Genomic DNA, 13,624 nt, shown 5'->3' with positions numbered 1-13,624 from the left:
CCATGAAACTCATCAGCTTCCAACACAACAACGGCCAGGACAGCTACGGCGCAGTGCTCGGCGACCGCGTCGTCGATCTGCGCGAAGTATTCGGCGCGCGCGCCCCGGACCTCAAGGCACTCATCGCCGCGGGCCTGCTCGGCGAGGCGGCCGCCGCGTTGGGCTCGGCCCGCGCCACGCTGGCGCTGGCGGAGCTGCGCCTGCTGCCCGTGATCCCCAACCCCGGCAAGATCGTCTGCGTGGGCCTGAACTACGGCGACCACGTGCGGGAGACCGGGCGGGAGATCACCGAGAAGCCGACCCTGTTCCTGCGCGTCGCCGAGTCCCAGCTCGCCCATGGCGAGGACATCGTGCTGCCGCCGGAGTCGTCCCGGCTGGACTACGAAGGCGAGATCGCCATCGTGATCGGCCAGGGCGGCCGCCGCATCGCCGAGGCCGACGCCTGGGAGCACATCGCGGGCTATGCCTGCTACAACGACGGCAGCATCCGCGACTGGCAGACGGCCACGCCGCAGTGGACGGCCGGCAAGAACTTCTGGCGCACCGGCGGCTTCGGGCCGTGGATGGTCACGCGCGACGAGATCCGAGACGACCAGGTCATGACGCTGGTGACGCGCCTGAACGGCGAGGAAATGCAGCGCACCACCACGGACAAGCTGATCCACAGCATCCCGCGCCAGATCGCGCACATCTCGGCTTTCACGCCGCTGTCGCCTGGTGACGTGATCGTCACGGGCACGCCGGGCGGCGTCGGTGCCAAGCGCAATCCGCCGGTGTGGATGAAGGCCGGTGACATCGTGGAGATCGAGGTGGACGCCATCGGTGTGCTGCGCAACGGCATCCGGGCGGAGTAGCGGAGTAGCGGAGTAGAGGCGTACTCGACGCGCGGGTATCACCGCGCACCACCGCTGGGCTTCATGCGGCGCAGATGCGCCAGCATCTCTTCGCGCACCACGCCGGTGATGTGGCTGCGGCGCCCGTTCTCCAGCAGGCCCAACCGCCGTGCGATGGGCCTGCCCGGCAGCTGGAGCACCCGCAGCGCGGGATCGTTCTCCCAGTCGAAGTTCTTCAGCAGAGGCACCACGGCGAACCCCACGTTCTTTCGCACCAGCTCGGCAATGGCGAGCAGCGAGTTGAGTTCGAGGAACTCCTTCGGGATGAGCTGTAGCCGCCGCAGGATGCGATCGATGCGCGCGCCGGTGGGCGTGCGCCGGTCGAAGCGGATGAAGGGTTGGGTGGCGAACAGGCTCGCAATGCCTGTATCGGGCGAGGCGATGCTGGCGTGGGCGATGAGGGTGAGCGTCTCGTCGTAGCAGGGCGTCCAGGACAAGCCGGACACCTCGGGCCATTGCCGCTCGACCACCATCGCGGCATCGAGCGCGCCGCTGACCACGTCCTGCGTCAGCTGCGTCTGATCCCGCACGCGCAGCTCGACCTCGAGGTCCGGATGCAGCGACTTGAGCACCGCCAGCGTGCTCGACAGCAGGCCCATGGCCGAAATCAGCGAACCGAGCTTGACGGTTCCGGCGATCTGCCGCTGGTCCTGCAGGTCACGGCGCATCGCTTCGTACTGCGCCAGCAGCTCCTCGGCGCGCGGCAGCAGCAGATGGCCGGCCGGGCTCAGCGTCATGGTGCGGCCGGTCTTGTCGAACAGCTTCTTCTTCATCTCGGCCTCGAGCGCGCGCATTTGCTGGCCGACGGCCGCCTGGGTGAGCGCCATCTGGTCGGCCGCGGCGGCAAAGGAGCCTCCGCGGGCGGCAGCGACGAAGGTGCGCAGGAAGCGGATGGTGCTCACAGGGAAGAAAACAAAACAATTTGTTTAGCAACTCTAAATGATTTTTAAATTTATTTTTTCCTGTGTTTGCAAAACAATGCGGACCATCGCCACCGCACTACCGCCTTCTCGCGGCAGGCCGATGACAAGCTCCGCACCTTCATGACCACCCCAGAACACTTTCCCCTCGTCGATGTTTCCGGCCCGCCCCATGCGCGCGGCGTCCAGCACGGGCGCGCCGTGCCCGAGCGCGTGGCCGGCGGCATCGCGCTGTACCGCGCCCAGCTCGAGCGCCGCGGGCTCGACGCGGCCACCACCCGGCGCCTGGCCCAGTCCATGCTGCCGGTGATCGAGGCCTACGACGCGCGCTACCTCGAGGAGATGCGCGGCATCGCCGAAGGCGCAGGCGTGGCGCTCGAAGACGTGGTGATGATCAACTGCCGTACCGAAATGCTGTTCGGCTATGCCGAGCTGAAGTCCAGGGACCAGGCGGCTGCCGATGCAGCCTCGTCCGAAGACGGCGACTGCACCGGCCTGCTCGTGCTGCCCGCGCGCGCGGCCACCGGCCGGCTCATGCACGCCCACAACTGGGACTGGCGCCAGGAATGCGTCGACACCGGCATCGTGCTGCGCATTCGCAGCGAAGACGGTGGCCCCGACATGTTGACCTTCACCGAGGCCGGCGCGCTGGCCCGGCACGGCTTCAACGCCAACGGCGTGTCGCTCACCGGCAATTCGCTGACCAGCAACGAGGACTTCCGCCAAGGCCCCGGCGTGCCGCTGGTGCTGCTGCGCCGCCGTGTGCTGGAGTCCGCCAACCTGGCGCAGGCGATGCGGACCATCTGGGCCTCCAAGCGCTACTGCGCCAACAACATGATCCTGGCACAGGCCGGTGCCGAAGACGGCTGGGGCATCAGCCTGGAGACCTCGCCGGGCGAGATCTTCTGGACCCTGCCGGAGGATGACCTGCTGGTGCACGCCAACCACTGGATGTCGCCGGCCGCACTGATGAAGCTGCGCGACCCGGGCCTGCCGCAGCGCCCCGACAGCATCTATCGCCAGCACCGCGTGGAGAACGCGCTCGGCCGCGTCGAGGGTCCCATCGGCTGGACGCATGTGAAGGCCGCGCTGGCCGACGAATTCGGCAAGCCCGACGGCGTGCTGCGCACGCCCAAGCCGGCCGACTTCAGCAGCATCTCGGCCACCGTGGCCACCACGATCATGGACGCGGCGCAGCGGGTGATGTGGGTGGCGCGCAAGCCTTACGAGGGGCGCAGCTTCCAGGAATACACGCTCTAGCGCTTTGCCTTTTCGTATCCTTTCGCGATCCACTCCTTCATGACCAAGACCCTCGAAGCCTCCTCCCTGGCCCCGGCAGCCCTTGCCGACCAGCGCGCCCGCGCCCTCTACGACCTGGGGCCGAGCACCATCTACGCCCTGCGCAGCGATCCGCGCTTCTCGTACTGCACCTACGTGCCGCACCACATCGGCAAGCCCGGCGCGCGCCCCATGCAGCTGGTGGTGGTGATGCACGGCACCGGCCGCGCCTTCGTCAACTACCGCGAGGCTTTCAGCGGCTTCGCGAAGTGGAACGACTGCATCGTGCTGTGCCCGCTCTTCCCCGTCGGCGTGCGAGGCGACGGCAACCGCGACGGGTTCAAGCAGCTGATCGAGGCCGACATCCGCTACGACCAGATCCTGCTCGACATGGTGGCCGAGGTGGGTGAGAAGTTCGACTGCGACTTCAGCCGCTTCGCGCTCTCCGGCTACTCGGGCGGCGGGCAGTTCGCCAACCGCTTCGCCATGCTCCATCCCGAGCGCCTGTGGGCCGTGTCCATCGGCGCGCCGGGCTCGGTCACGCTGATCGATCCGGAGCGCGGCTGGTGGGTCGGCACGCAGGACTTCGCCGAGCGCTTCGGCAAGCCCATGAACCTGGCGGCGCTGCGCCAGGTGCCGGTGCAGATGATCGCGGGCAAGGCCGACATCGAGACCTGGGAGATCACGCACCGCGAAGGCGGCAAGTTCTACATGCCCGGCGCCAACGACGCCGGCCGCACCCGGCCCGAGCGGCTCGACACCCTGCGCCGCTCCTTCGAGGCCGTCGGCGTGAAGGTGACGTTCGACTTGCTCGACAACGTGCCGCACAACGGCCTGGCCTGCGTGGGCCGGGTGCAGGACTTCTTCGCGGGCGCGCTGACCGCGCTGCGCGGCACGCCGGCCTCGGCCTGACCAGGCGCGCGCCACCCGTCCAAGAAGGAAAGCCATGTTCCGTTTTGCAGCGGCACGCATCGCGATGGCGATCCCCACACTGCTCATCGTGGCGGTGGCGGTGTTCGTGCTGATTCGATTGATCCCCGGCGACCCCGCGCAGTTGCTGCTGGGCGATCTCGCCACCCCCGCGAGCCTGGCCGACCTGCGCGCCCGGCTCGGCCTCGACCGCCCGCTGCCGGCGCAGTTCGGCATCTGGTTCGGCCACGTGCTGCAGGGCGACCTCGGCAACTCCATCAACAGCGGCCAGCCGGTGCTGCCGCTGGTGGCCGATCGCTTCCTGATCAGCGGGCGCATCGTGCTGGTGGCCGTTGTGCTCGCCGCGCTGGTGGCGGTGCCCGCCGGCATGATCGCCGCCTGGAAGCAGAACGGTGCGCCCGACCTGCTGCTGGTCGGCTCGGCCACGCTGCTGGTGTCGATCCCGACCTTCTGGCTGGGCCTGCTTCTGTTGCTGCTGTTCGGGCTCAAGCTGGGCTGCCTGCCGGTGGTGGGCTACGTGGGCATCGCCGAAGACTGGAAGGAAGGCCTGCTCTACCTCGTGCTGCCGGTGCTCACGCTGTTCCTGCACGAGATCGGCGTGCTCATGCGCATGGCCCGCGCCAGCACGCTGGAGGTGCTGCGGCTCGACTACATCACCCATGCGCGGGCCAAGGGCCTGTCGGAGCGCGCGGTGCTGATGCGCCACGCCTTCCGCAACGCCTTCGGCCCGACCTGGACGCTGATCGGCCTGGTGCTGGGCAACCTGCTCGGCGGCATCGCGGTGGTCGAGACGGTGTTCACCCTTCCCGGCCTCGGCCGCCTGCTGGTCGACGCGATCTTCGCGCGCGACTATCCGGTGATCCAGGGTTGCCTGCTGTGCGTGGCGGTGATCTACGTGGTGGTCAACCTCGTCATCGACCTTTGTTATCCCTTCTTCGATCCGCGGGTGGCCGTCGAATGAGCACGATGAAGCGCAAGAAGCGCATTCCCCTCAACGCCTCGCTGGGCCTGCTGATCGTCGGCGTGATCGTGCTGGCCGCCATCGCCGGTGCGGTGTGGACGCCGCACGATCCGCTGCGCATCAACTTCGGCTCGCGCCTGAAGCTGCCCGACGGCGCCTACCTGCTGGGCACCGACGAGTTCGGCCGCGACGAGCTGTCGCGCCTCATGGCCGGCGCCTCGACCAGCGTGTGGATCAGCCTCTTGACCGTGAGCTTCTCGATCGTGGCAGGGAGCATCGTCGGCGTGCTCACCGGCTTCCTGCGCGGCTGGACCGATCGCATCGTGATGGCCTTCAACAACGCGCTGCTGGCCTTTCCGGGCCTGCTGCTGGCGCTGGGGTTGCTGGCGGTGGTGGGCGCCAACAAATACGGCATCGTCCTGGCGCTCGGCCTGGCCTACACGCCCTCGGTGGCGCGCATCGTGCGCGGCACGGTGCTGTCGCTGCGCGAGAAGGAGTTCATCGAGTCCTCGCGGGTGCTCGGCAACTCCGAGCTCTACACCATGGTGCGCCACGTGCTGCCCAACTGCACGGCACCGCTGACGGTGCTGGCCACCTCGATGTTCGGCTGGACCATCCTGGCCGAGAGCGCGCTCTCCTTCCTCGGCCTGGGCGTGCCGCCGCCGGCGCCCACCTGGGGCAACATGCTCGCCTCGGCCCGCCCGTTCATGGCGCAGGCCAGCCATCTTTCCATTCTTCCGGGCCTGTGCATTGCGCTGACGCTGCTGGGCATCAACCTGCTGGGCGACGCCGTGCGCGACTGGCTCGATCCGCGCATGAAGGGCGTGCAATGACGACGACCAAGAACCGGCCGCTGGTGAGCGTGGAAGGCCTGACGCTGGCGGTGGGCGAGGGCGGGCGCGAGATCGTGCGCAACGTGTCCTTCGACATCGCGCCGGGCGAGATGGTGGGCATCGTCGGCGAATCGGGCAGCGGCAAGACGCAGGCCGCGCGCGCCATCATGGGCCTGACGCCGCCGCCGCTGGTGCGCACCGCGGGCCGCGTCCTGTTCGAGGGCGAAGACCTCACGCAGGCCAAGCCTGCACGGCTGCGCGAGCTGCGCGGCGCGCGCGTGGGCATGGTGTTCCAGGAGCCGATGACTTCCCTCAATCCGTCGATGACCATCGGCCGCCAGCTCGACGAGGGGCTGGCGCTGCACCGGCGCGCACTATCGGCCGAGGCTCGGCGCTCGCGCATCCTCGACATGCTGGCGCGCGTGGGCATCCGTGACCCGAAGGGCGCGCTGGACGCGTGGCCGCACGAGTTCTCGGGCGGCATGCGCCAGCGCATGATGCTGGCCTCGGTGATGCTGCTCGAGCCCGCGCTGCTCATCGCCGACGAGCCCACCACCGCGCTCGACGCAGTGGTGCAGCGCGACGTGCTGGAGCTGATGCTCGGGTTGACCCGCGAACACATGACGGCCGTGCTGATGATCAGCCATGACCTGCCGATGGTGGCGCGCTTCACGCAGCGCGTGATCGTGATGCGCCACGGCGAGGTGAAGGAGGCCGGCTACACCGAGACGCTGCTCGAGCGCCCGAAGCACGACTACACGCGCGAACTGCTGCACGCCATGCCGCGCCGGCAGCCCGCCCGCGCCGTGGCGGACGAGGCGCCGGTGGTCGAGGTGCGCGGCCTCGTCATCGACTACCCCGGCCGCCGCCGGCTGTTCTCCAGGCCCGTGCCCAAGCGCGCGCTGCACGGCATCGACCTGGTGGTGCGCCCGCGCGAAGTGGTCGCGGTGGTCGGCGGCTCCGGCTCGGGCAAGACCACGCTGGGCCGCGCCATCGCCGGGCTGCTGGAGCCCGGCGGCGGCGAAATCCGGTTCCGCGGCCGCCCGATCGCGCGCTCGGACGCGGGCTGGTTCGACTACCGCATGCAGTGCCAGATGGTGTTCCAGGACCCGTACGCCTCGCTCGACCCGCGGATGACCGTGGACCAGCTGGTCGGCGGAGGACTGCGGCTGGTCAAGGGCATGTCGGCGAACGACAAGGCGCACCGCGTCGCCGAGGTGCTCGACGAGGTCGGCCTCGGGACGGGCTTCGCGCAACGCCATCCGCACGAGCTCTCGGGCGGGCAGCGGCAGCGCGTGGCGATTGCCCGCGCCATCGTGCGCCGGCCCGCCTTCGTGATCGCCGACGAGCCGGTGTCCGCCCTCGACGTGACGGTGCGCGCGCAGGTGCTGGAGCTGTTCGCCGAGCTGCAGCGGCGGCACGGTTTCTCGTGCCTCTTCATCAGCCACGACCTCGGCGTGGTCGAGCAGGTGGCCGACCGCGTGATCGTGATGCACGATGGCCGCATCGTCGAGCAGGGCTCGCGCGATGCCGTCTTCGATGCGCCGCAGCAGGACTACACACGCAAGCTGCTGTCGGCGATCCCGGCGCTGGAGCCGACCCAGGCCGGCGGCGTGCGTCTGCGCTGGCGCTTCGGCGCTGAGCTTCCCCTCGCCGCTTGACCTTTTCCGATCTGTCTTTGCATCTAGCCCGCAGGAGTACTTCATGCCCCGCCATCTCTTCCGACTGACCACGCTCGCCGGCGCCTGCCTCGCCTGTCTCGGCGGCACCGGCGCTCTGGCCCAGACCGCCGTCGTCACGGTCGCGCAACCCGCCGACATCCGCTCGACCAATCCGGGCGTCAACCGCGACAACACCACCGACGGCGTCGTGCTGAACATGGTCGAAGGCCTGGTCGGCTACCGGCAGGATGGCAGCGTGGGGCCGATGCTCGCGCAATCGGTCGAGACCTCGAAGGATGGACTGACCTATACCTTCAAGCTGCGCAAGGGCGTGAAGTTCCACAACGGCGCCGCGCTGAGTGCAGCCGATGTGGCCTGGAGCTGGCAGCGCTACATGGACCCGAAGACCGAATGGCGCTGCATGAGCGAGTTCGATGGCCGCAACGGGCTCAAGGTGGTCGAGACCGCCACCCCTGACGACGCCACCTTCGTGATGAAGATCAACAAGCCCTCGGCCGTGTTCCTGGACACGCTGGCGCGCTCCGACTGCGGCATGACGGCCATCCTGCACAAGAGCTCGGTGAAGGCCGACGGCAGCTGGGACAAGCCGGTGGGCACCGGCCCCTTCAAGCTCGGCGAGTGGAAGCGGGGCGAGTACGTCACGCTCACGGCCTTCAAGGAGTACAGCTCGGCGGCCGGCGCCACCAAGGCCGACGGCTTCGTGGGCCTGAAGGCGCCGCTGGTGGACAGCGTGCGCTTCCTGGTCGTGCCCGACGCGGCCACGGCAGCGGCGGGCCTGAAGTCCGGCGCCATCGACGCCGCCCAGATCACCTCGAGCGACGCGCAGGAGCTCAAGGCCGATCGCAACCTCGTCGTGCAGACGCCCACCGAGGCCACCAAGAACGTGCTGCTGATCCAGACGCGCGACCCGCTGCTGAAGAACCAGAAGCTGCGGCAAGCCATCGCGGCCTCGCTCGATGTGGAGCAGATCGTGGCGGCCGCCTCCGAAGGACTGGGCAAGGTCAACAACTCGGCGATCTACAAGGCTTCGGCCTTCCACGGCGCGGCGCAAAAGAAGGGCTACCACTACGACCCGGCGCAGGCGGCGAAGCTGCTGCGCGAAGCCGGCTACAAGGGCGAGAAGATCACCATCCAGACCAACAAGCGTGCCCATGTGCCGAGCTACACGGTGGCGGTGCTGGCGCAGGCCATGATGCAGTCGGTGGGCATCAACGCGCAGATCGAGGTGCTCGAATGGGCGACCCAGCTCGACCGCTACAACAGCGGCAACTACCAGATCAGCTCGTTCACCTATTCGTCGCGCCTCGACCCCGCGCTGAGCTATGAGCAGTTCTCCGGCCCGAAGGACAAGCAGGCGCGCAAGGTCTGGGAAGACCCGCAGGCGCTGAAGCTGCTCGACGAGAGCTTTGCCGAGTCGGACCCGAAGAAGCGCCAGGCGCTGTTCGACCAGCTCCATGCGCAGATGATCCAGCAGGTGCCCTTGATCATGCTGTTCAACGGCATCGACGCCTGGGCCTCGCGCAAGCGCTTGAGCGGCTTCTCGGTGTGGGAGGGCAAGCCGCGGCTGTGGGGGGTGTCGGTGAGCGCCGCCAAGGCGGGCTGAGCAGCGGCGGCTGATCACGCGAGATAGTGTGCCCCCGGCAAGAGCGCTTGCTTGCGAGGAAGACAGCAATGCTCGATGCGGTAACGAGGAGCGCAGCGCCGACAGTGGTCAGAGACATCGATCGACTTCCCAGGACCACAAGCATGAGTGTCGAGAGGATGGGGGTTGCGTTGGACAGGACGCCGATGATCCGCGCATCGCCGCGCCGCATGGCGACGCTCCAGAGGTAAAAGGCGCCACCCGTCGGGCCGACGCCCAGCGCGATCATCTGCATCCACTGCGAGGCATCGAGAGATGCGGGCGGCTCGAAAGCCGCATGGCCGGCCAGCGCAAGCAAACCCGACACCATGCAAGCCGGGCCGACATCCACAGTAGATGAGGATTTGCTACGTGCTTCTGCGATGGAATAGGTCGCCCACACGAAGGCCGCGGCCAGCGCGAATCCATAGCCCGGGTGCCAGCGCAACGAGAGCTCGACACCATCGCTGGTCGCCAGGACCACGCCCGAGAACGCAGCCGCTGCCGCGAGAATGTGCATCCATCCGAGCTTCAGTCCTTGCCCCGTCAGCGGCGCCATGAGCAGGATGAGGAGCGGCCACGCGTAGTGGACGAGATTGGCATTGACGGGCGGTGCCGAGCGCAGGGCAACGATGTAAAGCACGTGATAGGTGAACTGGCCATAGATGCCAACCGCCAGTGAGCGCCAATCGAGCGACCAGCGCATCGCCCAGGGGAGCGACAGCGCGCCGCCGATGAACAGGCTCATTCCCGTCAAATACAGGGGCGGGACCCCTGCAAGCGACACCGTGAGGGTGGCCAGCGATGACCACATCAGGATGGCAGTCAGCGCGGCAAGCAGGGGCATTGACTACGCTTCCTTGCCCAGATCCAGGTGCAAGGTCTGGATTTCGAGGAATTCCTCGATGCCATGACGCGAACCTTCCCGTCCGAGCCCCGACTCCTTCACGCCACCGAACGGGGCAACCGCTGTAGAGATCGCGCCCGTGTTCATCCCGACCATGCCGCATTCGAGCGACTCGCTGACGCGGAACAGCCTGCTCACGTCATTGGAGAAGACGTAGGCTGCAAGTCCATAGGGGGAATCATTGGCCCTGCGCAGCACCTCGGATTCAGTCGAGAAGCGGAGCAGCGCGGCGACCGGCCCGAAAGTCTCTTCGTGCGCCAGCATCATGGTGTCGTCCGCTTCCGTCAGCACCGTTGGTTCGAAGAACTGCGGTCCACGGCTGGAAGACTTCCCGCCAGACACGATGGATGCGCCTTTGGCCTGCGCATCCTCGACGTGCGCCTCGACTTTTCGAAGGGCAGCCTCGTTGATCAGCGGACCGATCGAAACGCCAGGCTCGGTGCCGACGCCGACGTGGAGTTTTCCAACTTCGGTGGCCAGGCGCTCAGCGAATTGTTCGTAGATGCCCGACTGAACGTAGATGCGATTGGCACACACGCAGGTCTGGCCGCTGTTGCGGAACTTGCTCGCCATCACGCCGGCGATCGCGATCTCGAGGTCGGTGTCGTCAAACACGATCACGGGCGCATTGCCGCCGAGTTCGAGGCTGACGCGCTTGACCGTGTCGGCACACTGGCGCAACAGCTTCTTGCCCACCGCCGTCGATCCGGTGAACGTCAGCTTGCGCACCGTGGGGTTGCTCGTGAGCTCCGCGCCGATGCCTTCGGGGGCGCCAGTCACGATGTTCAGGACGCCTTTTGGAAAACCCGCGCGCTCGCCCAGCTCGGCGAGTGCCAGTGCGGAGTAGGGTGTCAGCTCCGAGGGCTTGACGACGACCGTGCAACCTGCGGCAAGGGCAGGTGCCAGCTTGCGCGTGATCATCGCGTTTGGAAAATTCCAAGGCGTGATCGCCGCGCAGACGCCCACCGGCATCTTGCGCACGAAGATCCGCCGGTTCGATGGCGTCGCCGGAATGGTTTCGCCATAGGCGCGGACGCCCTCTGCGGCGAACCATTGCACGAAGGAAGCGCCGTAGAGGATCTCGGCTCTCGATTCGCTCAAGGGCTTGCCTTGCTCCAGCGTCATCAGCAGCGCGAGATCGTCGGCATGCGCCAGCATCAGGTCGTGCCACTTGAGCAGCAGCGTCGCGCGATCCTGGGCAGTCAGGGACCGCCACGCCGGCAACGCGGCTTGCGCCGCCTCGATGGCATCCCGCGTGTCGACGCCGTCGCACGAGGGGATGGTTCCAAGCACCTGCCGGTTGCCCGGATTCGCCACTTCGAGCGTGCCCTCGGATCGCGCATTTCGCCACTGACCGTCGATGTACGCCTGCCGGCGCCAAAGCGCCATGTCCTGGAGCTGCACATGCATGACGCGGTTTTCCTCAGGCGCCGACTTCAGCCTGATGCGCCTTGGCCAGCGCGATCATGCTTTCGAAGGTGAAATCCAGCTTGGGCGTGCCGGGCGGAGGCATGGTGGCGCCCCAGCCCTTGTTGGCATGACGGCGATCGATCCAGGCAGAAGCGAGCCCAAAGGTGTTCGCCGGCGCATGGTCGTGGAAAAGGCTCTGGGCCGTGTGAAGGATGTCTTTCTTCTGAAACCGGAAGTCGGTCTCCAGGCGCTTGAGCATGTATTCGAAGTTGCGCGGGCTCGGCTTGTAGGAGCCGATATCCTGCGCCGTGTAGATGGCGTCGAACACCACCTGCAGGCGCGCGTTGCTCGAGCGGAACGAAAGCCGATCGACGTTCGAAAGGATCACGAGCTTGTAGTGCTTCTTGAGATACGCCAGCGCCTCGACCGAATCCGCGAACTCGGGCCAGTCCGGCACCGATGCGCCGAATATGTTGGCTTCCTCGTCACTGACGCCGACACCCCATTCCTTGGCCAGGCGCTTGTAGACCAGTGCCAGAAGCTGCGGGTAGAGCATCGCCGGCGCTTCTTCTTCCTGGGCGGACTCGTGCCGTGCGTAGTTCTCGAGAACCTGGTCGCGCGTCTTGTCGTTGCCCGCCTTTGCACGCAGCGGCTCCAGCGCGTTGTAGATCCCGGATTCCCAGTCGATCAGGGTGCCGTAGCAATCGAAGGTGAGTACTTTGAAGTCGGAGAGTTTCATGGTGAGTCCCGGTGGTTGATTCAAGAGAAAACGTGAGCGATGGAAGCGCGCAAGCGCTCGATGAGGACGTCGACGTCCGCTTCCGTGTAGTTCAGGGAGGGTGCGAAGCCCAAGATGTCGTCGCCGAAGGCGCGGAAGACCAGTCCGTTCTGGGATGCATGATCGAGCACGCGTTGGCCCATCTTGAGCGCCGGATCGGGCTTGGCCTTCGTGGTCTTGTCGGCGACCAGCTCGACGGCGCCGAGCAGGCCGCGCACGCGGACCTCGCCGACGCATCGCAGGGCCTCGAGCTCTTTGAGTCGCGACTCGAAGTAGCGTCCAACACGCTGGCCGTTCTCGATCAGACCGCCATCCGTATAGAGGTCGAGCACGGCATTGGCAACTGCCGCACTGACCGGATGGCCGGCGTAGGTCTGGCCGTGGCCGAAGGGCGTGCCGTCGCGGCCGGCCCCGGCGATGCCCCGATACAGTTCTTCCGTGATCAGCGTCGCGCTCATTGGCGCGTACCCCGCCGTCAGGCCCTTCGCCAGCGTGAGGACGTCGGGCGTGACGCCTTCGGCCGCACAGGCGAAGAGCGGACCCGTACGGCCGAAGCCGGTGATGACCTCATCGACGATGAGAAGGATGCCGAGTCGGTCGCAGGTCGCTCGCATGGCGGCGAGGAAGCCTGGAGGCGGAATGATCACGCCGCCCGATCCCTGGATCGGTTCGCAGATGAAGGCGGCCACGTTGTCGGCGCCCAGTTCCGCGACCTTCGCCTCGAGCGTCCGCACGGTGCTCGCGAGAACCGCGGCCGGGTCCGGACCGTCTGCGTGGCGATACGGATACGGCGACGGAATGTGGTGCTGCTGCGGGCCGGGCACGTCGAAGTGCTTGTGGAACAACGGCAGTGCCGTCAAGCCGCTTCCGACCGCGGAGCTGCCGTGGTAGCCGCGCTGCAGGCCGATGAAGTGCTTCTTGGTCGGTCGCCCTGTGGCGTTGAAGAAATAGCGGATGGTACGAATGGCGGTGTCCACGGCGTCGGATCCGCCTTGGCCGAAGAGCACGCGGGTCAAACCCTCGGGCGCCAGTGCCGTGAGCCGCCCCGCGAGCCGAATTGCGGGCTCGCTTGCAAAGTGGAAGTAGCCGGTCGAGTAGGGCAACTTTCGCATCTGCTCCGTGGCCGCACGGACGACGGATTCCTGGCCATAGCCGACGTTGACGCACCACAAGCCGGAAAACGCATCCTGCACACGACGGCCGTCGGCGTCGATGAGGTGAATGCGGTCGGCGGCGGTCCAGATGGTTGCGCCGCGCTCCTCGTGCTGCTGCAACGCGACCACGGGGTGGAGCCAGTGGCGGCGGTCAATCTCGCTCAGTTCGGCGAAGTCGGTGTCGTTTTTCATGGAGGTTCGCTGGTAGGGTGGTCAAAAAAAATTGCGCGCCGAGTGGAACGTCGCGTTCGGGCGCG

12 protein-coding genes are annotated in these 13,624 nt (G+C 67.2%); 7 read left to right on the top strand and 5 right to left on the bottom strand.

The window, feature by feature from the left end:
* Positions 1 to 2 precede the first annotated feature (2 nt).
* Positions 3 to 854, top strand: a complete 852-nt coding sequence (locus GXN78_RS03190) for a fumarylacetoacetate hydrolase family protein (RefSeq protein ID WP_106559782.1) — start codon at positions 3 to 5, stop codon at positions 852 to 854.
* 38 nt (positions 855 to 892) lie between these two features.
* Here the strand turns inward: GXN78_RS03190 and GXN78_RS03185 are convergent, their stop codons facing one another.
* Positions 893 to 1,795: a LysR family transcriptional regulator gene (locus GXN78_RS03185; protein ID WP_106559781.1), complete on the bottom strand. Its 903-nt coding sequence runs from the start codon at positions 1,793 to 1,795 to the stop codon at positions 893 to 895.
* Between the two features lie 141 nt (positions 1,796 to 1,936).
* On the opposite strand from GXN78_RS03185, the gene GXN78_RS03180 reads away from it, so the two are divergent.
* From GXN78_RS03180 to GXN78_RS03155, 6 genes are read left to right on the top strand one after another with little or no spacing between them, the layout of a single operon-like run.
* A complete protein-coding gene (locus GXN78_RS03180) occupies positions 1,937 to 3,073 on the top strand; it encodes a C45 family peptidase (RefSeq protein ID WP_106559816.1) in 1,137 nt (378 codons plus the stop codon).
* A 39-nt stretch (positions 3,074 to 3,112) separates the two neighbouring features.
* On the top strand, positions 3,113 to 4,003 hold the full coding sequence (locus GXN78_RS03175) for a hydrolase (protein ID WP_106559780.1): 891 nt from the start codon (positions 3,113 to 3,115) through the stop codon (positions 4,001 to 4,003).
* A gap of 34 nt (positions 4,004 to 4,037) precedes the next feature.
* Positions 4,038 to 4,982, top strand: a complete 945-nt coding sequence (locus GXN78_RS03170; RefSeq protein ID WP_106559779.1) for an ABC transporter permease — start codon at positions 4,038 to 4,040, stop codon at positions 4,980 to 4,982.
* A 5-nt stretch (positions 4,983 to 4,987) separates the two neighbouring features.
* On the top strand, positions 4,988 to 5,815 hold the full coding sequence (locus GXN78_RS03165; protein ID WP_106559778.1) for an ABC transporter permease: 828 nt from the start codon (positions 4,988 to 4,990) through the stop codon (positions 5,813 to 5,815).
* A complete protein-coding gene (locus GXN78_RS03160; protein ID WP_106559777.1) occupies positions 5,812 to 7,476 on the top strand; it encodes an ABC transporter ATP-binding protein in 1,665 nt (554 codons plus the stop codon). Before GXN78_RS03165 ends, GXN78_RS03160 begins: the two co-directional genes overlap by 4 nt.
* 43 nt (positions 7,477 to 7,519) lie before the next feature.
* Positions 7,520 to 9,100, top strand: coding sequence for an ABC transporter substrate-binding protein (locus tag GXN78_RS03155; protein ID WP_106559776.1), 1,581 nt, complete (start codon positions 7,520 to 7,522; stop codon positions 9,098 to 9,100).
* Here GXN78_RS03155 and GXN78_RS03150 read toward each other — a convergent pair.
* From GXN78_RS03150 to GXN78_RS03135, 4 genes are read right to left on the bottom strand one after another with little or no spacing between them, the layout of a single operon-like run.
* The gene (locus GXN78_RS03150; RefSeq protein WP_106559775.1) at positions 8,991 to 9,965 is read right to left on the bottom strand and encodes a DMT family transporter; all 975 of its coding nucleotides are present in this window, start codon (positions 9,963 to 9,965) and stop codon (positions 8,991 to 8,993) included. The genes GXN78_RS03155 and GXN78_RS03150 overlap by 110 nt on opposite strands.
* A gap of 3 nt (positions 9,966 to 9,968) precedes the next feature.
* The gene (locus tag GXN78_RS03145) at positions 9,969 to 11,435 is read right to left on the bottom strand and encodes an NAD-dependent succinate-semialdehyde dehydrogenase (protein WP_106559774.1); all 1,467 of its coding nucleotides are present in this window, start codon (positions 11,433 to 11,435) and stop codon (positions 9,969 to 9,971) included.
* Positions 11,436 to 11,448: 13 nt separating this feature from the next.
* Entirely contained in the window at positions 11,449 to 12,174 is a 726-nt protein-coding gene (locus GXN78_RS03140; protein ID WP_106559773.1) for a haloacid dehalogenase type II, read from the bottom strand.
* Positions 12,175 to 12,194: 20 nt separating this feature from the next.
* Entirely contained in the window at positions 12,195 to 13,559 is a 1,365-nt protein-coding gene (locus GXN78_RS03135) for an aminotransferase class III-fold pyridoxal phosphate-dependent enzyme (protein ID WP_106559772.1), read from the bottom strand.
* Between the last annotated feature and the right edge of the window lie 65 nt (positions 13,560 to 13,624).

It is taken from the genome of Variovorax sp. WS11 (assembly GCF_010499245.1).
Lineage (GTDB): Bacteria > Pseudomonadota > Gammaproteobacteria > Burkholderiales > Burkholderiaceae_C > Variovorax.
This window is presented reverse-complemented; position numbering and strand designations above follow the sequence as displayed.